Below are 20,690 nucleotides of genomic sequence, written 5' to 3'. Positions count from 1 at the left end.
TCGCGCTCACCGGTCCACCGTTTCCTTCCCGTCGCCCCGCTCCGGGGTGTGCCCGCCCTCCGCTCCGCGGCGGGTCCGGGCCCGACGCAGGCCGGCCAGCAGCGGTTGCAGGTCCCGCCGGTCGACCAGCCAGACCACGCCGAGGAACACGACGCCGACCAGGACTCCGGACAGCATGCCCTGCACCAGGGCCACCCACCGCGCCGGGGTGCCGTCCCCGGCGTCGGTCAACCCGAGCAGCGCCAGCGCGGCGAGGGTGGCCGTCGTGCCGGCCAGCAGCCCGGCGACGGCGGCCCGGCCGGCGCCGTCGAGCGCCTCCCGCCCGGCCACCCGCCGCACCGCGACCAGCAGCAGCCCACCGAGCAGCAGCATCCCCGCCGAGTTGGCCAGCGCCACGGCGAGCACCCGGTCGGCCACCGGGAGCAGGACCGCCAACGGCACCGTGGCCAGCAGGACGGTCAGCCAGCCGGCGCTGATGGCGGCGGTGGCCACCCGGGTCGCCCCCCGGGCGTACAGGGCCCGGGAGAGCACCGCGAAGAGTCCGTACCCGAGCAGCCCGGGAGCGAACCCGGCGACGGCGGCGGCGGTGGCTTCGGCGTCGAGGGGGAAAAACCGGCCGATCGGCCCGGCCGCGCCGACCAGCACCGCCGCGCCGAGGAAGCTGGACAGCAGCACCCCACGCAGGGTCGCCGACAGGGTGTCGCGGTAGCTGCGCTCGTCGCCGCCGGCCGCCGCCGCGGCCAGTGCCGGGTACGCGGCCGTGGCCAGCGGCACCGCCAGCACCCCCCAGGGCAGCAGGTAGAAGGTCTGCGCCAGGTTGAACACCTGTGGCGCCTCGGTCCGCCCGCCGGCTATCTGGACGAGGATCACCAGCGTCGCCACCTGCTGGGCGGTGACCGTCACCACCCCGGCGGTGACCAGGCCACCCACCCGGGCCCGGGCGTCGGCGGGGAAGGCGTACCCGGGGCGCAGCGTCAGCCGCAGCCGCCGTAACGGAATCAGCAACGACAGCGACAGCACCACCACGCCGAGCGTGGTGCCGCCCGACAGGATCAGCTCCGCGCCGCGCCCCGCCTGCGCCACGCTCGCTCCCGTACCCGCCACCGCGGCGAAGACGAGGTACACCACGATCACCGTCAGGCTGGAGAGCAGCGGCGCGATCACCGGCCAGGCGAACCGGCGGTGCGCCTGGAGCACGCCGGTGAGCACGATGCCGATGCCGTACAGCGGCAACTGCGGCGCGAAGACCCGCAGCATCCGGGCACCGGCGGCCAGTTCCTCCGGGGAGCGGCCGTGGAACAGCGACACGATCGGGCCGGCGCCCACGGCCACCAGCACCGCCAGCGGCACCAGCAGGGTCACCGCCCAGGTGAGCAGCGCGCCCGTGGTCGCCGCCACCGCCCGCCGGTCACCCGCCGCGACCGCACCGGCGAGCAGCGGCACGACCAGGCTGGCCAGCGCCCCACCGGCGACGATCTCGAAGATGATGTTGGGAACGGTGTTCGCGATGACGTACATCGCGCCCAGGTCGCTGTCCTGGACCACCCAGGTGAACACGGCGGTACGCCCGAACCCGGCCAGCCGGCTGAGCACGGTGAGTACGGCGATGAGCGCGGCGGCTCCGGCCACCCGGCCGGCGCCGGCGAGGGGTGCCGGTCTCGTCACGTCAGTCGGCGCGACGGCCCAGCGCGTCGAGTTCACGCAGGCCCGGGGTACGCGCGATGACAGCCGTGAAGCTGACCTTCTCGCTGGCCGCGGTCAACCCGGCGAGCGCCGCGAGCAGCCCGGCCCGGCCGAGCGGGCCGGTGCGGGCGGCCAGCGCCACACCGAGCACGGCGCCCAGCGCGTTCGCGCCGCTGTCGCCGAGCATCACATCCTCGTTCAGGTCGGCGGGGAGCAGCCCGGCGGCGGCACCGACCGCACCGGCGGCGATCCCGCCCTGCGGGCCGGCGGCCAGCGGCACGCCGAGCAGCAGGCCCGACTTCAGCGCCCGCCCCGGACGCAGGTCGAGCAGGTTGACCAGGTTGGCCGTGCCGGCCACCACGCCCGCGCCGAGCAGCACGTCGACGCCGCGCCCCAGCGCGCCCTGCCGTCGCCGGTGGCGGTGCCCGGCCACCCGCGGGTCGGCGGCGAGCAGCGTCGCGGCGGTCAGGCCGGCCGCACCCACCCCGACGATCTTGATCAGGCCGGCGGTGATCCGCCCCTGCCGCAACGCGGTCAGGTGCCCGGCGAAGCCCTTGTCCGCCTTCTGCTCCGGCCGGGCGCCGACCACGTCGTCGTAGAGCCCGACGGCGCCGGCGCCGAGCCCGGCCACCAGCGTCGCCGCCCCGGCCGGCACGCTCGTCGCGCCGCAGGCCGCGGCGGTGGAGGCGCCCGCCGCGAGGGCCGGGCCGGCGGCCAGGGTGACCGTGCGGCCCCGGAAGTTCGTCCGGTTCAGCTGCGGCCCGGCCGGGGAGGTGCGGATCTGGCGCAGCGCGTACCGGGCGGCAGCCGCCCCGATGCCCGCCACCAGCAGTCGACCGAGCACGCTCACGCCCTCCCGCATCGGGTGCCGGCAAGCATCGTCAGATCCCGTCCGCCGGCGGACGTCGTCAGGTCGGGCACGGGGGTGCGCAGTCGGCTCACTGGAGCAGTTTAGGCACCAACGAGGCGGCGCTGTCGCCGACGCCGTACTGACCGGCCTTGCGCTCGGCCAGCTGCTGCACCAGCGCCAGCGTGGTCACCAGCTGGCCCTGCACCGTGTTCGCGTTGTCGATGGTCGAGATGGTCTGCGCGAGCACCGCGTCGCCGCGGACGAAGGCCACCAGGTTGCCGCCGGCGGAGCCGTTGCCGGCCACCACGATCCCCCCGGTCCGGTCGAACTGCTCGGCGATCTTGACCACCGACTCGTCCTTCTTCGCGGAGTCCTTGTCCACGTACGGCTGCCCGCTGACTACCACCACCGCCTCCGCCGCGACGGTGATCCGGTCGGCCACGGTCAGGTAGTTGGCGTTGCCGTACGCGGCCAGCACCGCCCGCCGGTCGGCCTCGGTGACCGGCTCCGAGCCGGCCGGCCGGTCCAGCAGCACGGTGGCCAGCAGGGCGCTTGAGGTCTCCACACCGTGACCGTTGCCGGGCAGGCCGGCGGTGGGCGCGCCGGTGGGCCGCGCCGCCGTCACCGCCAGCTCCAGCAGGTTGTTGTTGTTCTCCGGGTTGATGAACTTGTCCTGCAGGTCGATCCGCCCGACGAGGTCGGCGCCGGCCAGACCGAGCATCTTGATCACACCCTCGGTGTGGTCCCGGCCGGTGGGCAGGCTGAGCACCACCACCCGCTTGCCGGTCAGCTTGCCCGGCAGGATGACCTGGGCCATCTCGGCCGCGAACTCCTCCTCCAGCTCCAGCTCCCGCTGCATGCTCTGGACCTCCTGGCGCATCTGCTGGTTGTCCTTGCGCAGGGAGTTGACGGTCTCCTTCAGCGAATCCGCGACCGGGCCGTTGAGGGCGGCTGTGCCGACGACCAGGCCGATCGCCAACGCGAGGAAGACCGCGGTCAGGGACACCACGTGGTACCGGAAGTTGATCACGCTTGCAGCCTCTTGATCGGTCGGGAGCTAGAAGAGCTGGCCGAGCTGGAACACGAAATTGTCCCACCACTCGGAGACCACACCCAGGTACGCCTTACCGACGGTGGAGACGGCCACCGCCGAGGCCATGGCCGCGACCGCCGAGAGCACCAGCAGCAACAGGGACGAACCCGAGATGCCCTGCCGGTAGAGCCGGCTGACACCCTTGGCGTCGACCAGCTTGCCGCCGACCTTGAGCCGGGTCAGGAACGTCGACGCCATGCCGCCGCGCCCCTTGTCGAGGAACTCGACGAGGGTGGCGTGGGTGCCCACCGCGACGATCAGCGAGGTGCCCTTCTCGTCCGCCAGCAGCATCGCGAGATCCTCACTGGTGGCGGCGGCGGGAAAGGTCACCGCCGGCACCCCCAGCCCGTTGACCCGGGCCAGCCCGGGGGCCCGCCCGTCCGGATACGCGTGCACGATCACCTCCGCGCCGCAGCGCAGCACGTCGTCGGTGACCGAGTCCATGTCGCCGATGATCATATCCGGGGTGTAGCCCGCCTCGACCAGAGCGTCCGCTCCCCCGTCGACGCCGATCAGCACCGGCTTGAACTCCCGGATGTACGGGCGCAGCACGTCCAGGTCGGCCTTGTAGTCGTAGCCGCGGACCACGATCAGGCAGTGCCGCCCCTGGATCTCGGTGGCGATCTCCGGCACGCCGACCCCGTCGAGCAGCAGGTCGCGCTCCTGCTTGAGATAGTCCATGGTGTTGGCGGCGAACGCCTCCAACTGCACCGACAGGCCCTCCCGGGCGTCGGTCATCGCCTTGGCCACGCTCTCCGCGTCCTGCAGGCTGCCGTGCGCCACCGGGTCGTCGCCCAGATAGACGGTGTTGCCCTCGATCCGCACCGTGTCGCCCTCGCGGATCCGCTCGAAGATCCCCTCACCGAGGTCGTCCAGCAGCGGGATGCCCGCCGAGATCAACACCTCGGGCCCGAGGTTGGGGTAGCGGCCGGAGACCGACGGCTTGGCGTTGAGCACCGCGCCGACACCGACCGCCACCAACGAGTCGGCCGCGACCCGGTCCAGGTCGACGTGGTCGATCACCGCGATGTCGCCCGGCCGGAGCCGGCCGACCAGGCGTTTGGTCCGACGATCAAGGCGTGCGGTGCCGAGGATTCGTCCCGGTTCCGCGTTCCGGGTCCGGCGCAACGTGGGTAGACGCATCGTGACCATCCTGGCATGTGAAGCGGGTGAATCCGTCGCGACATGCCTGAGCAGGGCCGCCTACCCAGGGAAGCACATCGGGGCGAAGGCTGGTGTGCCTCCGCTCACAATCGCCGGCCTCAGGGCCGCCGTTCCCGGGCCGCCACGGCCAACAACTCCTCCGCGTGGGCGATACCCAGATCGGAATCCGGCAAACCCGCCAGCATCCGGGCGAGCTCACGGGCCCGCTCGGTGTCCTCGACCACCCGCACGCCGCTGGTGGTCACCGCCCCGCCGGTGTCCTTGGCCACCACCAGGTGCCGGTCGGCGAAGGCCGCCACCTGCGGCAGGTGGGTCACCACCAGCACCTGGTGGCTACGGGCCAGCCGGGCCAGCCGCCGGCCGATCTCCACCGCGGCCTGGCCGCCGACCCCGGCGTCGACCTCGTCGAAGACCAGCGTGGGCGGGCCGCCCGAACCGGCGAAGACGACCTCGATGGCGAGCATCACCCGGGACAGCTCACCGCCGGAGGCGCCCCGCTGCAACGGCAGTGCCGGCGCGCCCGGGTGGGCCAGCAGCCGCAGCTCGACCTCGTCGCCGCCGTCCGGCCCGACACCGACCTCCACCCCGTTGACCGGCAACGTGGGCTCGGCCCGGCCGGCCGGTCGGGGCAGCACCGCCACCTCGACCCGGGCGTGCGGCATGGCCAGCCCGGCCAGCTCGACGGTGACCTGCTCGGCGAAGCGCCCGGCCGCCTCCTGCCGGGACGCCGACAGCCGGGCGGCCAACTCGGCCACCTCGCCGGCCAGCCGGGACGCCTCCCGATCCAGCTCGTCGAGAAGTTCGTCGGAGGTGTCCAGGTCGGACAGCCGGGTCCTGGCCCGTTCCGCCCAGGCGATCACCCCGTCGACGTCGTCGGCGTACTTGCGGGTCAACGCGCGCAACGCGGCCCGGCGCTCGTAGACGACCTGGAGGCGGGCCGGGTCGGCGTCCAGCCCGGCGAGGTACGTCGACAGCTCCACCGAGACGTCCGCGACCAGCGTGGCCGCCTCCTCCAGCCGGGCCGCCAGCTCACCGAGGGCCGGATCCGTGCCGGCCTGCGCCTCCAGGGTCCGCCGGGCGGTGCCCAGCAGCGCCGAGGCGTCCGGCGTGTCGTCGGTGGCCTCCAGCCCACCGGCCACGCACTGGTGGGCGAGCTGCGCCGCGGTACGCAGACCCTCCGCGTGCTCCAGCCGCTGCGCCTCCGTCTTGAGCTCGTCGTCCTCACCCGACTGCGGATCGACCCGGGTGATCTCGTCGAGGCCCAGCCGCAGCAGATCGGACTCCTGGTGCCGTTCCCGCGCGTTGCGTCGCCGGTCCGCCAGGTCGTCGACGAGCCGCCGCCACTGCGCGTACGCCTCCCGCGTCGCGTCGAGCAGCTTCTCGTGCTCCGGCCCGGCGAAGCGGTCCAGCGCGGCCCGCTGCTCGGCCGGGCGCAGCAGGCGCAGCTGGTCGGACTGACCGTGCACGGCCACCACCTGCTCCCCCACCTCGCCGAGCATCGCCACCGGCATACTGCGCCCGCCCAGGTGCGCCCGGGAGCGACCCTCCACGGTGACCGTACGACTCAGCAGCAGCGCGCCGTCGTCGTCGGGCTCACCACCGGCGTCGGCGATCCGGGTGTGCACGGCCTCGGCGACCCGACCGTCGAGCCGGAGCCGGCCCTCCACCACGGCACGGCCGGGCTCGGCCCGCACCCGCCCGGCGTCGGCCCGGCCACCGAAGAGCAGGCCGAGACCGGTCACCACCATCGTCTTGCCGGCACCGGTCTCGCCGGTGATGACGTTCATGCCGCCGGCAAGCGGCAACGTCGTGTCCTCGATGACGCCCAGTCCGGTGATGCGCAACTCCTCCAGCACAGCAACCGACAGTAGACGCGAGGCCCGACACTTGACCAGCCGGCACGGCGACCCGGGTCAGCGGCGGTTGCCCCGCCAGCCGTGCACCGGCAGGTCGAACTTGGCCACCAGCCGGTCGGTGAACGACCGGTCCCGCAGCCGCACGATCCGCACCGGCAGGGCGCCCCGCCGCACGGTGACCCGGGCGCCCGGCGGCAGGTCGTACACCCGCCGCCCGTCGCAGCAGAGCACCGCGAGGGTCGTGAACGGATCGACGGTGATCGAGAAGGTCGAGGTAGGCGCGGTCACCAGCGGCCGGCTGAACAGCGCGTGCGCGCTGATCGGCACCAGCAGCAACGCCTCCACCTCGGGCCAGACCACCGGCCCGCCGCCGGAGAACGCGTACGCCGTGGAGCCGGTCGGGGTGGCGCAGACCACCCCGTCGCAGCCGTAGCGGGACAGCGGGCGCCCGTCGACGTCGACGAGCAGCTCCAGCATCTGGGCCCGCTCCCCCTTCTCCACGCTGATCTCGTTGAGCGCCCACGACTCGATCGTCGGCCCGCCGTCGAACTCCGCGGTGACGTCGAGGGTGAGCCGCTCGTCGACGCTGTAGTTACGGCCCACCACGTCGCGTACCGCGGTGTCGAGGTCACCGATCTCCGCCTCGGCGAGGAAGCCGACCTTGCCGAGGTTGATGCCGAGCAACGGCACCTTCGCCGGCCGGGCCAGCTCGGCCGCGCGCAGGAACGTGCCGTCCCCACCGAGCGCGAAGACGATCTCGGCGCCCTCGGCCGCCTCCAGACCGGTCACCGGCACCACACCCGGCAGGTCGAGGTCCTCGGCCTCCTCCGCCACCACCCGCACCTCGAAACCGGCGGCGATGAGATCGGCGGCGACCGTACGCGCGTGCTCGGTGCTGCGCCGACGCCCGGTGTGCGTCACCAGCAGGGCGGTGCGGGTCACCGCGACGCCTCCGCCCGGCCCACCGACACCAGCAGCGCACCGACGTTGACGATCCGCTCGCGGCGCTCGTTCACCCGGCCACCTCCTCCGTCACCTCGTCCGGCGCGTCGCCACCCGCCGCCGGCCCCTGCGGCCCGGCCGCCACCACGCTCCGGACCCGTTCCGGGTCGGCCGGTGGCGCGTCCCGGCGTAACCATACGAAGAACTCGACGTTGCCGCTCGGCCCGGGCAGCGGGCTGGCGGCCAGATCCACCAGCCCCAGGCGCAACGTCTCGGCCGCCGCCGCGACATCGAGCACCGCCTCGGTCCGCAGCGCCGGGTCGCGCACCACCCCACCCGCGCCGACCCGGTCCCGACCCACCTCGAACTGCGGCTTCACCATGAGCGCCAGGTCGCCGTCGGGCCGGGTGCAGGCGGCCAGGGCCGGCAGCACCAGTCGCAGCGAGATGAACGACAGATCGGCGACGGTCAGGTCGACCGGGCCGCCGATCGCCTCGGCGGTCAGTGTCCGGACGTTGGTGCGCTCGAAGACCCGCACCCGGGGGTCGTTCCGCAGCGACCAGGCGAGCTGACCGTAGCCGACATCGGCCGCGACCACCTCGGCCGCCTCCGCGCGCAACAGCACGTCGGTGAAGCCGCCGGTGGAGGCGCCGGCGTCGAGACAACGCCGGCCGGCCACCGCCAACCCGCCGGGAGCGAACGCGGCGAGCGCGCCGGCCAGCTTGTGCCCGCCCCGGGAGACGTACTCCGAGGTGGGATCGTCGCCGGTGACCAGGAGCGGATCGGCGGGGTCGACCATCGCCGCGACCTTGCGGGCCGGCACCCCCCGCAGCTGGACCCGACCGGCCGCCACCAGCGCCGCCGCCTGTTCGCGGGAGCGGGCCAGGCCACGGCGGACGAGTTCGGCGTCCAACCGGTTACGACGTGCCATGGCGGGGCGGGCCTCCTCAGGCCTGGTCGATGGTGGCGAGCGTTTCCCGCAGTGTCTGGTACGCGGCCTCGTACTGGGCGATCTGGTCGGCGGGCGCCAGCGTCGCGGCGTTGACCATCGACTGCACCGCGGCGTCCACCGCCGGGTGACCGGCCTCCTCGGCCTCGTCGCCGGACCACCGCTGCGGCGTCGGGCCCGGCCGGGGGCCCGGCGGCGGCGGTCCGGGCCGCGGTGGCCCGCTCATGCGGCCCCCTCCGGTCCGGGCCGGCGCACCGGCGCGGCCTTCGCGGGAGCGGCCACCCCCTCATCGGTACGGGCCACCGTGCCGGCCGCCTTCTTCGCCACCGCCTTCTTGGCAACGGCCTTCTTGGCAACCGCCTTGGTCGGCACCGCCTTCTTAGCTACCGCCTTCTTCGCCACGGCCTTCTTCGCCACGGCCCGGCTCGGGGCGGGTGGCGGCGCCACGGCCGCAGGTCCGCCGCCGGTCTGCGCCTCGCCGGTCTGCCCGGGGATCCCGCCGACGACGCCGGCCGCCGCCCGAAGCTGGCGCTCCAGCTCGCGTACCCGGCGGTCCAGCTCGGCCACCTCGTCGGCGGTGGCCAGCCCCACCGCGCCGAGCGCGCGCTCGACCTCGAAGCGCACCAGCTTGGTCAGCGCCTCCCGGTTGGCCGCCCCGGTCGAGCGCAGCTCCTCGGCGAGCGTCTGGAGCTGGGCGGCGGTCGCGCCGGTCGAGCCCATCAGCCGGCGTACCGCGTCCTGCGCCTTCTTGCGGGGCTCCTCCGTCAGGCCCATGGCCAGTCCGAGGTAGGCGCGCCACGCGTCCTGCATGCCTGAGTCCTTTCACCCGGCGGGTCTGCCGGTGTCACGCTACCGGGCCGCCGGGAGCACCCCGTGCGGTACCGTGCCCGGGAGACTACGTGGTGTGGGGCGAGGAGACGATGTTGGCCACGGTGGACGAGTGTCGGCAGGCGTTGCAGGATCTGGCCACCCGGCTCGAACGCAACGCGGAAACCGTTCGCGATCGTGTCGATCTGGACCGCACCTTGGCCTGCCGGATCACCGACCTGGAAACCGCCTTCCACGGCCGGCTCACCGGCGGGCGGCTGGTCGAGCTGGCCGACGGCGACAACCCGCAGGCGAAGATCGCGATGACCACCAGCAGCGACGACCTCGTCGCCCTGGTGCGCGGCGAACTCGACGTCACCCGCGCGGTGGCCAACCGCCAAGTGTCGATCAAGGCGAACCCGTTCGACCTGCTCAAGCTCCGTAAACTGCTCTGAGTCGCGCCTCGGGAAAATCGACGCGGCAGGGGCCCCGCGTCACCGCTACCCGACGACCACACAGCGGCCCCCGCGCGTCCAGCGATGACGCTCGGCGGCCTGCCGCCACGGTCAGGGTGCCAGGCCGAGAGACTCCAGCGCCTTCGCCGCCTCCGGCGACGCCGATCGGGGCCGGCCGGTCGGCCGTTGCTGCCAGGCCACCGCGCAGAGCGCCGCGAGCGCGTCCAGCGGACGTCCGGCCCCGGACAGCTCCCAACCCTCCGCCCCGGCCGCCACCCGCCAGCCGCCGTTCTCCGGCCCGGCCGCCGGCACCGGCGCCACCTCGGCCGGGTCGAAGAGCCCGGCCAGGTCCCAGGAGACGTACGTCGGCCGCCGGTGGGACGGGGCGGCGAGCAGCTCGGGAACGTCGCTGACACCGGTGAGCACCAGCAGGCTGTCCAGGCCGGCCCGGTTGGCGCCCTCGATGTCGGTGTCCAACCGGTCGCCGACGACCAGCGTCCGGCCCTCGCCGGCCCGCCGGGCGGCGGTGGTGAAGAGTTCCGGCGCGGGCTTGCCCACGACCTCGTCCGGGTCCCGGTCGAGCGCGGTCGCCAGCGCGGCGACCAGCGCGCCGTTGCCCGGCAGCGGTCCACGCCCGCTGGGCAGCGTCCGGTCGGTGTTGGTGGCGATCCAGGTCGCGCCAGCCCGCACGGCCACCGCCGCCTCGGCCAGGTCCGCCCAGCCCACCTGCGGGCCGTAGCCCTGGATCACCGCGGCGGGCGACTCGTCGGCGCCGGACACCGGGGTCAGGCCCACCGCGCGGATCTCCGACCGCAGCGCCTCGGCGCCCACCACGAGCACCGGCGCGCCGGCCGGCAGCCGCTCGCCCAAGAGCTGGGCGGCGGCGGCCGCGGCGGTCAGCACCTCCTCCGGCCGCGCCTGCACGCCCATCCCGGTGAGCAGGTCGGCGACGTCACCGGCCCGGCGCGAGGCGTTGTTCGTCGCGTACGCCACGGCCCGGCCCTCACCGTGCAGCCGGGCGACCGCCTCGACCGCGCCGGGAATCGGCCGGTCGATCAGGTAGATCACCCCGTCCAGGTCGAAAACGACCAGGGCGTACCCGTCGACCAGCCGACGCCCGGCGCCGGTCATCGCGGCTGCGCCTGCGGTTCCTGAGGGCGCTCGCCCTCGGCGCGCTCCCCGTCGTCGGACGGCTCCGCGGCCGGCTCGGCCCCGGGAACCGGAGCCGGCTCGCCGGCCGAGTCCTCCTCGGCCGCATCCGCTGCGGTCGGCTCCTCCCCGGCGGGGTCGTCCTCGATCAGCTCGTCGACCGCCTCCCCGGACAGGTCGGCGTCCGGCTGGGCGGGCAGGGCGCCGGGAGCGCCGGGGTCGGCGGCCAGCTCCTCGGCCACCTCATCCTGGTCGTCCTGGTCGTCACCCTCGATGACCACCCCGTCGAGTTCGAGCAACCGCTCCGCCGCGTCGGTCTCCGCCTCGGCGTCGACCTCCGCCGCGCGGGAGAACCACTCCCGCGCCTCCGCGCGCCGCCCGACGGCCAGCAGCGCATCGGCGTACGCGTACCGCAGCCGGGCCGTCCACGGCTCGGCCTCGTCGGCGGTCAGCTCGCGGACCTGCAGCATGGCCACGGCCGCATCCCGCTGGCCGAGGTCGCCCCGCGCGCCGGCGGCCACGATCAGCAGTTCGATCGCGACGGCCGGATCCAGCTTCTCCTGGTCCGCACCGCGGAACAGGTCGATCGCCCGCTCCGGCCGGCCCAGCGCCCGCTCGCAGTCCGCGATGACCGCGAGGTGGCTCTGCACCCCGGTCATCCGGTGGTACGTCCGCAGCTCGGCGATCGCCGTCTGCCACTCCCCGTTGTGGTACGCGGCCAGGCCGACCGCCTCCCGGACCGCCGCGATCCGCGACGCGAGTCGACGCGCCGCCAGCGCATGGGCGAGCGCCTCGGCCGGGTCCTCGTCGATCAGCTGACCGGTCGCCACCAGGTGGCGGGCCACGGTCTCGGCGACCGGCTTCGCCAGGGAGAGCAGTTCGGCGCGGACGTCCTTGTCCAGGTCGGTCGCGACGATCTCGTCGGGCAGCACCGGCGCCGCCGTACGCCCGCCCTCGCCCTGCTCCGCCTCGTCCCGGCCAGCACGCCGGTCCCGATCCCGGTCGTCACGGAACCCCCGGTCCTCCCGGAAACCCCGGTCGCGGCGCTCACCGCCCCGCTCCTCGTTCCCTCGGCGGAAGCCGCCCTCACGACGCTCGCCGGAGCCGTAGCCGCCTCCCCGGCGGTCACCACCGGAGCCACCCTCGCCGCGCGGGGAACGGTCCCGATCCCGGAAGCCACCCTCGCGGCGCTCGCCACCGCGGAAGCCACCATCCCGGCTCTCGCCGCCACGGAAGCCGCCCTCACGACGCTCACCGCCACGGAACCCGCCGTCGCGGCGCTCGCGGAAGCCACCGTCACGACCCTCGCCGCCGCGGAACCCGCCCTCACGACGCTCGCCGTCGCGGCGATCGGTCCGGTACCCGCCGTCCCGGTGGTCCGGCCGGAAGCCGCCCTCCCGGCGGTCGCCGCCGAAGCCGCCACCGTCGCGGGCGCCGCTGTCGCGCCGGTCGCCACGGAAACCACCGTCGCCACGGAACCCGCCGTCGCGGCGGTCACCCTCGCGGCGGTCGGAGCCGCGGAAGCCGCCGTCACGGCGCTCACCGTCGCGCCGGAAGCCGCCCTCCCGGCGCTCGCCGGAGCCGAAGCCACCCGCACCACGCGGGGCACGGTCCCGGTCGCCGAAACCGCCCGGCCGGCGCTCGCCGTCGCGGAAGCCACCCTCACGACGCTGGCCCTGGCGGTCGCCGTCGTAGCGCCCCTGGCCACCACGAGACCCGTCGCGCTCCTCGGAGCCCCGACGGAAGCCGCCGCCGTCCCGGCGCTCGCCACGGAACCCGCCCTCGGAGCGGTCACCGCCGCGGAAGCCGCCATCCCGGCGCTCCCCGCCCCGGAATCCGCTGTCACGGCGCTCCCCGTCCCGGGGCCCGCTGTCACGCCGCTCGCCACGGAAACCACCGTCGCGACGGTCACCCTCCCGGCGGTCGTTGCCACGGAAACCACCGTCGCGGCGCTCCCCATCGCGGAAGCCGCCATCCCGGCGGTCGCCGCGGAAGCCGCCCTCCCGGCGATCACCGTCGCGGCGGTCGTTGCCACGGAAGCCGCCCTCGCGACGGTCACCCTCCCGGCGGTCGGAGCCACGGAAGCCGCCCTCGCGACGTTCCCCGCCCCGGAATCCGCTGTCACGGCGCTCGCCACCGTCCCGGCTGTCCCGACGGAACCCGCCCTGCCGGTCGTCGTCGTGGCGGCGCTCGCCACGGAAGCCACCCGTGCCGCGGTCGCCCTCGCGGCCGGCGCCGGAGCCCCGATCGCGGCGCTCGCCACGGAAGCCCCCGGTCGCGCCGCGGTCACCGTCGCGGAAGCCGCCCTCACGGCGGTCGCCGTCCCGCCGGAAGCCACCGGACCGGGAACGGTCGGTGCCCTCGCCGCGTCCGCCGTCGCGGAAGCCGCGCTCCCGCCCGCGGTCGTCGCGGTCCGACGGGCGGTCGCCACGGCGGAACCCGCCGTCACGGTCGCCGGGCCGACCCTCGTAGCCCCGGGGACGGTCTCCGCCCTGAGGTCCTGAACTCACAGGTACATCCTTCCTGAGTACGCCGTCCCACGGCGCAACGCAGTCGAGGGCCAGCCCGATTCCGGGCGGCCCTCGACTGTAACGTGTGTCCGGCGGTGTCCTACTCTCCCACACCCTCCCGAGTGCAGTACCATCGGCGCTGGAGGGCTTAGCTTCCGGGTTCGGAATGTGACCGGGCGTTTCCCCTCCGCCATGACCGCCGTAACCTTATCAACATATCAAACAACACCAACACCAACACACTTGTCGGGGTGTATGTTTGTTTGTCGTGAGTTACACAGTGGACGCGAGCAGAACCTTCGTGAGCAAGTCCTCGGCCTATTAGTACCGGTCAACTGAACCCGTTACCGGGCTTACATCTCCGGCCTATCAACCCAGTCGTCTAGCTGGGGGCCTTACCCCCACAATGTGGGGTGGGATACCTCATCTTGAAGCAAGCTTCCCGCTTAGATGCTTTCAGCGGTTATCCCTTCCGAACGTAGCTAACCAGCCGTGCCCCTGGCGGGACAACTGGCACACCAGAGGTTCGTCCGTCCCGGTCCTCTCGTACTAGGGACAGCCCTTCTCAAGTATCCTACGCGCACGGCGGATAGGGACCGAACTGTCTCACGACGTTCTAAACCCAGCTCGCGTACCGCTTTAATGGGCGAACAGCCCAACCCTTGGGACCTGCTACAGCCCCAGGATGCGACGAGCCGACATCGAGGTGCCAAACCATCCCGTCGATATGGACTCTTGGGGAAGATCAGCCTGTTATCCCCGGGGTACCTTTTATCCGTTGAGCGACACCGCTTCCACACGCAAGTGCCGGATCACTAGTCCCGACTTTCGTCCCTGCTCGACCCGTCAGTCTCACAGTCAAGCCCCCTTGTGCACTTGCACTCAACACCTGATTGCCAACCAGGCTGAGGGAACCTTTGGGCGCCTCCGTTACCCTTTAGGAGGCAACCGCCCCAGTTAAACTACCCACCAGACACTGTCCCTGAACCGGATAACGGCCCGAAGTTAGATACCCGAATCAACCAGAGTGGTATTTCAAGATTGCCTCCACACATACTGGCGTATGCGCTTCACCGGCTCCCACCTATCCTACACAAGCTAACTCAGATACCAATGTCAAGCTATAGTAAAGGTCCCGGGGTCTTTCCGTCCTGCCGCGCGTAACGAGCATCTTTACTCGTACTGCAATTTCGCCGGGCCTGTGGTTGAGACAGTGGGGAAGTCGTTACGCCATTCGTGCAGGTCGGAACTTACCCGACAAGGAATTTCGCTACCTTAGGATGGTTATAGTTACCACCGCCGTTTACTGGCGCTTAAGTTCTCCGCTTCGCCCCGAAGAGCTAACAGGTCCCCTTAACGTTCCAGCACCGGGCAGGCGTCAGTCCATATACATCGAATTACTTCTTCGCATGGACCTGTGTTTTTAGTAAACAGTCGCTTCCCCCTGCTCTCTGCGGCCATACAACGCTCCACCCGCACGGGGCTTCACGTCTCCGGCCCCCCTTCTCCCTAAGTTACGGGGGCAATTTGCCGAGTTCCTTAACCACAGTTCGCCCGATCGCCTCGGTATTCTCTACCTGACCACCTGTGTCGGTTTGGGGTACGGGCCGCTCGAAACTCGCTAGAGGCTTTTCTCGGCAGCATAGGATCACTGACTTCACCTGAATCGGCTCGGCATCACGTCTCAGCCTACATGCGCCACGGATTTGCCTATGGCACGGCCTACACGCTTACCCCGGCACAACCACCGGCCGGGCTCAGCTACCTTCCTGCGTCACCCCATCGCTTGACTACTACCCGCCAGGTTCCCACGCTCCCCCAGCATGGTCCGAAGACCACACCAGGCTCGGATGGTTAGCACAACGAAGTTCATCAGGGACGCTCCTTCGCGGGTACGGGAATATCAACCCGTTGTCCATCGACTACGCCTCTCGGCCTCGCCTTAGGTCCCGACTCACCCAGGGCGGATTAACCTGGCCCTGGAACCCTTGGTCATCCGGCGGAAGGGTTTCTCACCCTTCTTTCGCTACTCATGCCTGCATTCTCACTCGTGCCGCGTCCACAACTCGATCACTCGGCTGCTTCACCCCCGGCACGACGCTCCCCTACCCACCCACACACCTGCACCAGATTCCCAAAGAAACCCGGCGAAGTACACGTGTGAGTGCCACAGCTTCGGCGGTGTACTTGAGCCCCGCTACATTGTCGGCGCGGAACCACTTGACCAGTGAGCTATTACGCACTCTTTAAAGGATGGCTGCTTCTAAGCCAACCTCCTGGTTGTCTATGCGACCCCACATCCTTTTCCACTTAGCACACGCTTAGGGGCCTTAGCTGGTGATCTGGGCTGTTTCCCTCTCGACTACGAAGCTTATCCCCCGCAGTCTCACTGCCGCGCTCTCACTTACCGGCATTCGGAGTTTGGCTGATTTCGGTAAGCTTGTAGGCCCCCTAGACCATCCAGTGCTCTACCTCCGGCAAGAAACACACGACGCTGCACCTAAATGCATTTCGGGGAGAACCAGCTATCACGGAGTTTGATTGGCCTTTCACCCCTAACCACAGGTCATCCCCCAACTTTTCAACGTTGGTGGGTTCGGCCCTCCACGCGGTCTTACCCACGCTTCAGCCTGCCCATGGCTAGATCACTCCGCTTCGGGTCTAGAACATGCGACTCAAACGCCCTCTTCAGACTCGCTTTCGCTACGGCTCCCCCACACGGGTTAACCTCGCCACATGCCACTAACTCGCAGGCTCATTCTTCAAAAGGCACGCCGTCACCCCGCAAGGCTCCGACGGATTGTAGGCGAACGGTTTCAGGTACTATTTCACTCCCCTCCCGGGGTACTTTTCACCATTCCCTCACGGTACTCGTCCGCTATCGGTCACCAGGAAGTATTTAGGCTTACCAGGTGGTCCTGGCAGATTCACGGCAGATTACAGGAGTCCGCCGCTACTCGGGAACACCCACAGAAGACCAGCTGCTTTCACCTACCGGACTATCACCGTCTACGGTCAGCCTTTCCAGACCATTCAGCTAACAACTGGCTTTATCACTCCTCCAACAGGTGTCAGCCTGTCGAGCAGGGTCCCACAACCCCGACCACGCAACCCCTGACAGGTATCACACGCAACCGGTTTAGCCTCAATCCGCTTTCGCTCGCCACTACTCACGGAATCACTATTTGTTTTCTCTTCCTACGGGTACTGAGATGTTTCACTTCCCCGCGTTCCCTCCACACACCCTATGAATTCAGGTGCAGGTGACTGGACATGACTCCAGCCGGGTTACCCCATTCGGACACCCTGGGATCACAGCTCGGTTGACAGCTCCCCCAGGCCTATCGCGGCCTCCCACGTCCTTCATCGGCTCCTGGTGCCAAGGCATCCACCGTCCGCCCTTGACAACTTGACCACAAAGATGCTCGCGTCCACTGTGCAATTCTCAACAAACAACCAACCCACAACCCACCACGTGCGACACCAAACCCGACCACCGCCGGCGGTATGCCACACCAGGCCATGCCTGGCAAACCACACCCCACCACACAGGCAGGACAATGGCACCAAAAGAAACCACCACACAGGGCTGTTCCTTCAGGACCCAACAGGGTGCTCTACATTCCCCACCCAGCCGCACCGGTCAACCGTTCCCTACCACCCCAAAGAATGGTCGTACTAGACATCCCGGCCGTTGCCAGAAGAAAACTCGCCAGTGTCTCCGCCAACGAGCACCCCGACCCGACATCCGCAGGCCGCGGGCTCCATACCAGCTTTCACTGGATGGTGCTCCTTAGAAAGGAGGTGATCCAGCCGCACCTTCCGGTACGGCTACCTTGTTACGACTTCGTCCCAATCGCCAGCCCCACCTTCGACGGCTCCCTCCACAAGGGTTGGGCCACCGGCTTCGGGTGTTGCCGACTTTCGTGACGTGACGGGCGGTGTGTACAAGGCCCGGGAACGTATTCACCGCAGCGTTGCTGATCTGCGATTACTAGCGACTCCGACTTCACGGGGTCGAGTTGCAGACCCCGATCCGAACTGAGACCGGCTTTTTGGGATTCGCTCCACCTCACGGTATCGCAGCCCATTGTACCGGCCATTGTAGCATGCGTGAAGCCCTGGACATAAGGGGCATGATGACTTGACGTCATCCCCACCTTCCTCCGAGTTGACCCCGGCAGTCTCCCATGAGTCCCCAACCGAATTGCTGGCAACATGGGACGAGGGTTGCGCTCGTTGCGGGACTTAACCCAACATCTCACGACACGAGCTGACGACAGCCATGCACCACCTGTCACCGGCCCCGAAGGACCCCACATCTCTGCAGGATTTCCGGCGATGTCAAACCCAGGTAAGGTTCTTCGCGTTGCATCGAATTAATCCGCATGCTCCGCCGCTTGTGCGGGCCCCCGTCAATTCCTTTGAGTTTTAGCCTTGCGGCCGTACTCCCCAGGCGGGGCGCTTAATGCGTTAGCTGCGGCACAGAGAACCGGAGAGGCCCCCCACACCTAGCGCCCAACGTTTACAGCGTGGACTACCAGGGTATCTAATCCTGTTCGCTCCCCACGCTTTCGCTCCTCAGCGTCAGTATCGGCCCAGAGACCCGCCTTCGCCACCGGTGTTCCTCCTGATATCTGCGCATTTCACCGCTACACCAGGAATTCCAGTCTCCCCTACCGAACTCTAGCCTGCCCGTATCGACTGCAAGCCCACAGTTGAGCTGTGGGTTTTCACAGTCGACGCGACAAGCCGCCTACGAGCTCTTTACGCCCAATAAATCCGGACAACGCTCGCGCCCTACGTCTTACCGCGGCTGCTGGCACGTAGTTGGCCGGCGCTTCTTCTGCAGGTACCGTCACTCACGCTTCGTCCCTGCTGAAAGAGGTTTACAACCCGAAGGCCGTCATCCCTCACGCGGCGTCGCTGCATCAGGCTTCCGCCCATTGTGCAATATTCCCCACTGCTGCCTCCCGTAGGAGTCTGGGCCGTGTCTCAGTCCCAGTGTGGCCGGTCGCCCTCTCAGGCCGGCTACCCGTCGTCGCCTTGGTAGGCCATCACCCCACCAACAAGCTGATAGGCCGCGAGCCCATCCCAAGCCAAAAAATCTTTCCACCACCCACCATGCGGCAGACAGTGAATATCCGGTATTAGCCCCCGTTTCCGAGGGTTATCCCAAAGCCTAGGGCAGGTTGCTCACGTGTTACTCACCCGTTCGCCGCTCGAGTACCCCAAAGGGCCTTTCCGCTCGACTTGCATGTGTTAAGCACGCCGCCAGCGTTCGTCCTGAGCCAGGATCAAACTCTCCAACAAAAACTTGGAAAACAAACCCCAGCAACAAAAAATGTCGCCAAAGAAACCCCAACCAGCCAGACAACAAAGCCCGACCAGCACGAGGCAATAATCAAATTGGCACTGGCTTATCAAGCACCCTGTTGAGTTCTCAAAGAACAACCACACACCACACGCTGACTCCAATAGTGGAACCGCGTCTGGGGCAAACCCACCCGCCGCACTCGCGCCGGGCACTTTTACTACGTTACCCGCTGGTTTCTACCGTGTCAAACCGGCTGCTGCCGCTTTGTCGCGCTTCAACCCATTTCTCCGGGCACCACGATTCGGTGCGGCTTTCGCCGTCCCTGTCGTGGTTTTGGCAGGCCAGCCGCTGCGGTGTCCCGCTAGCGCGCCTGGTTCCCTGCCGGTCGTCAACCTTACCCGGTCGGTTCCGCCTCGCCAAATCCGCCTCGCGGCGAATCCGGGGCACCACCCGGTCCCAGCTCCGGCGGGCGTACCCACCAGAACCGAGAGGTCCACCCGCGCTTCCGGCCTGAGGTCTTTCGACCTGTTTCGTCCGTTCCGCGCTGGCAGAGAGAAAGTTACGCGCCCGGCGGATTGATCGTCAAATCCGCCGGGCGCGTTCCACGTCACACCGCCGACTACGACTGGCTGTCCAGCTCCACGCCGGCGAACGAGCGCTTGCCCCGGCGCAGCACGAGGTACCGGCCGTGCAGCAACTCCTCCGGCGCGACCACGGCGTCGGCCTCGGTCACCCGGTTGTTGTTCACGTACGCACCGCCCTCGGCGATCACCCGGCGGGCCTCCTTCATGCTCGGCACCAGGCCGGACTCCTTGAGCAGGGTGGCCACGTCCGGCAACTCGCCGAGGTGGACCAGGCCCGCCTCGGTCAGCGCCGCGCGCAGGGTGGCCGGCGACAACTCCTCCAGCGAGCCCCGGCCGAACAGCGCCTGACTGGCGGCGACAACCTGCGCCATCTCCCGCTCGCCGTGCACCAGGGTGGTCAGTTCCTCGGCGAGGGCACGCTGGGCCGTCCGGGCGGCGGGACGCTCGGCGGTCTCCTTCTCCAGCGCCTCCAGCTCCTCCCGCGAACGGAAACTGAAGTAGCGCAGGTAGCGGCCCACGTCCCGGTCGTCGACGTTGATCCAGAACTGGTAGAAGGCGTACGGGCTGGTCATCTCGGGGTCGAGCCAGACCGCGCCGCCCTCGGTCTTGCCGAACTTCGAGCCGTCCGACTTCGTCACCAACGGCGTGGTGAACGCCTGCACCGGCCCGAGGCCGCGGCGGCGGACGTAGTCGACACCCGCGGTGATGTTGCCCCACTGGTCGGAGCCGCCGAACTGGAGCCGGCAGCCGTACCGCCGGTGCAGCTCGAAGAAGTCGTTGGCCTGCAAGAGCTGGTAGCTGAACTCGGTGAAGCTGATCCCGCTCTCCAGCCGGGCCCGGACCACCTCCCGGGCCAGCATCTTGTTGACCGGGAAGTGCTTGCCCACGTCGCGGAGGAACTCGACCACCGACATCTCGCCGGTCCAGTCCAGGTTGTTGACCAGTTGGGCGGCGTTGTCGCCGGTGTACGACACGAAGGGCGCGAGCTGGTCGCGGATCCGCTGAACCCAGCTGGCGACGACCTCCGGCGGGTTGAGGCTGCGCTCCGCGCTCTCCTTCGGGTCACCGATCTGACCCGTCGCACCGCCGACCAGCAGCAGCGGGCGGTGCCCGGCGAGCTGGAGCCGACGAGCCGTGGTGACCTGCATCAGGTGGCCGACGTGCAGGCTCGGCGCGGTCGGGTCGAAGCCCACATAGAAGGCGGCCTCGGGGCCGTCGAGCAGCGAACGCAGCTCGCCAGGATCGGTGGAGTCCTGGAGCAGGCCGCGCCACCGCAGGTCGTCGGTCAGGGAGCCCCGCCCGGACGGCGGGAAATTGCTGTCGGTCACGAT

Annotated in this window: 13 protein-coding genes and 3 rRNA genes; 1 reads left to right on the top strand and 15 read right to left on the bottom strand. The window is 69.9% G+C overall.

Annotation, left to right across the window (positions count from 1 at the left end; translation table 11 throughout):
* Positions 1-6: 6 nt before the first annotated feature.
* From murJ to ACQPYA_RS12100, 9 genes are all read right to left on the bottom strand, one after another.
* The gene (gene murJ, locus ACQPYA_RS12140; protein WP_433533481.1) at positions 7-1,665 is read right to left on the bottom strand and encodes a murein biosynthesis integral membrane protein MurJ; all 1,659 of its coding nucleotides are present in this window, start codon (positions 1,663-1,665) and stop codon (positions 7-9) included.
* Position 1,666: 1 nt separating this feature from the next.
* The gene (locus ACQPYA_RS12135; RefSeq protein WP_433532701.1) at positions 1,667-2,545 is read right to left on the bottom strand and encodes a hypothetical protein; all 879 of its coding nucleotides are present in this window, start codon (positions 2,543-2,545) and stop codon (positions 1,667-1,669) included.
* 76 nt (positions 2,546-2,621) lie between these two features.
* Positions 2,622-3,563: a copper transporter gene (locus ACQPYA_RS12130; RefSeq protein ID WP_433532700.1), complete on the bottom strand. Its 942-nt coding sequence runs from the start codon at positions 3,561-3,563 to the stop codon at positions 2,622-2,624.
* 27 nt (positions 3,564-3,590) lie between these two features.
* Positions 3,591-4,769 carry a putative cytokinetic ring protein SteA gene (gene steA, locus ACQPYA_RS12125; protein ID WP_433532699.1) on the bottom strand — a complete coding sequence of 393 codons (1,179 nt, stop codon included), beginning with the start codon at positions 4,767-4,769 and terminating at the stop codon, positions 3,591-3,593.
* A 119-nt stretch (positions 4,770-4,888) separates the two neighbouring features.
* On the bottom strand, positions 4,889-6,646 hold the full coding sequence (gene recN / locus ACQPYA_RS12120) for a DNA repair protein RecN (RefSeq protein ID WP_433532698.1): 1,758 nt from the start codon (positions 6,644-6,646) through the stop codon (positions 4,889-4,891).
* A 57-nt stretch (positions 6,647-6,703) separates the two neighbouring features.
* Positions 6,704-7,588: an NAD kinase gene (locus ACQPYA_RS12115; protein ID WP_433532697.1), complete on the bottom strand. Its 885-nt coding sequence runs from the start codon at positions 7,586-7,588 to the stop codon at positions 6,704-6,706.
* 70 nt (positions 7,589-7,658) lie between these two features.
* Complete coding sequence (locus tag ACQPYA_RS12110; protein ID WP_433532696.1) at positions 7,659-8,519, bottom strand: TlyA family RNA methyltransferase; 861 nt, start codon at positions 8,517-8,519, stop codon at positions 7,659-7,661.
* Between the two features lie 16 nt (positions 8,520-8,535).
* Positions 8,536-8,763 (bottom strand): hypothetical protein, encoded by a 228-nt coding sequence (locus ACQPYA_RS12105; RefSeq protein WP_433532695.1) that lies wholly within the window; start codon positions 8,761-8,763, stop codon positions 8,536-8,538.
* Complete coding sequence (locus ACQPYA_RS12100) at positions 8,760-9,347, bottom strand: phasin family protein (protein ID WP_433532694.1); 588 nt, start codon at positions 9,345-9,347, stop codon at positions 8,760-8,762. The genes ACQPYA_RS12105 and ACQPYA_RS12100 overlap by 4 nt, the downstream gene beginning before the upstream one ends.
* Before the next feature lie 113 nt (positions 9,348-9,460).
* On the opposite strand from ACQPYA_RS12100, the gene ACQPYA_RS12095 reads away from it, so the two are divergent.
* The gene (locus ACQPYA_RS12095) at positions 9,461-9,799 is read left to right on the top strand and encodes an SCP2 sterol-binding domain-containing protein (RefSeq protein WP_433533480.1); all 339 of its coding nucleotides are present in this window, start codon (positions 9,461-9,463) and stop codon (positions 9,797-9,799) included.
* Positions 9,800-9,910: 111 nt separating this feature from the next.
* Here the strand turns inward: ACQPYA_RS12095 and ACQPYA_RS12090 are convergent, their stop codons facing one another.
* The 6 genes from ACQPYA_RS12090 to tyrS form a co-directional block, all read right to left on the bottom strand.
* Positions 9,911-10,930, bottom strand: coding sequence for an HAD-IIA family hydrolase (locus ACQPYA_RS12090; protein WP_433532693.1), 1,020 nt, complete (start codon positions 10,928-10,930; stop codon positions 9,911-9,913).
* Positions 10,927-11,793, bottom strand: coding sequence for a tetratricopeptide repeat protein (locus tag ACQPYA_RS12085; RefSeq protein ID WP_433533479.1), 867 nt, complete (start codon positions 11,791-11,793; stop codon positions 10,927-10,929). Before ACQPYA_RS12085 ends, ACQPYA_RS12090 begins: the two co-directional genes overlap by 4 nt.
* A gap of 1,752 nt (positions 11,794-13,545) precedes the next feature.
* A 5S ribosomal RNA gene (gene rrf, locus ACQPYA_RS12080) occupies positions 13,546-13,662 on the bottom strand.
* A 97-nt stretch (positions 13,663-13,759) separates the two neighbouring features.
* A 23S ribosomal RNA gene (locus ACQPYA_RS12075) occupies positions 13,760-16,873 on the bottom strand.
* Positions 16,874-17,255: 382 nt separating this feature from the next.
* Positions 17,256-18,771: ribosomal RNA gene (locus ACQPYA_RS12070) — 16S ribosomal RNA — on the bottom strand.
* The 16S, 23S and 5S rRNA genes sit together here, the layout of an rRNA operon.
* A gap of 623 nt (positions 18,772-19,394) precedes the next feature.
* Positions 19,395-20,687 carry a tyrosine--tRNA ligase gene (gene tyrS / locus ACQPYA_RS12065; protein WP_433532692.1) on the bottom strand — a complete coding sequence of 431 codons (1,293 nt, stop codon included), beginning with the start codon at positions 20,685-20,687 and terminating at the stop codon, positions 19,395-19,397.
* Positions 20,688-20,690 lie beyond the last annotated feature (3 nt).

Origin of the sequence: Micromonospora sp. CA-263727, from assembly GCF_050942455.1 — a bacterium.
Classification (GTDB): domain Bacteria; phylum Actinomycetota; class Actinomycetes; order Mycobacteriales; family Micromonosporaceae; genus Micromonospora.
This window is presented reverse-complemented; position numbering and strand designations above follow the sequence as displayed.

Coding starts and splice junctions, on each gene's coding strand:
- ACQPYA_RS12135 (WP_433532701.1), bottom strand. CDS start 2,545: ATGCGGGAGGGCGTGAGCGTGCTCGGTCGACTGCTGGTGGCGGGCATC.
- steA (WP_433532699.1), bottom strand. CDS start 4,769: ATGCGTCTACCCACGTTGCGCCGGACCCGGAACGCGGAACCGGGACGA.
- ACQPYA_RS12110 (WP_433532696.1), bottom strand. CDS start 8,519: ATGGCACGTCGTAACCGGTTGGACGCCGAACTCGTCCGCCGTGGCCTG.
- ACQPYA_RS12105 (WP_433532695.1), bottom strand. CDS start 8,763: ATGAGCGGGCCACCGCGGCCCGGACCGCCGCCGCCGGGCCCCCGGCCG.
- ACQPYA_RS12100 (WP_433532694.1), bottom strand. CDS start 9,347: ATGCAGGACGCGTGGCGCGCCTACCTCGGACTGGCCATGGGCCTGACG.
- ACQPYA_RS12090 (WP_433532693.1), bottom strand. CDS start 10,930: ATGACCGGCGCCGGGCGTCGGCTGGTCGACGGGTACGCCCTGGTCGTT.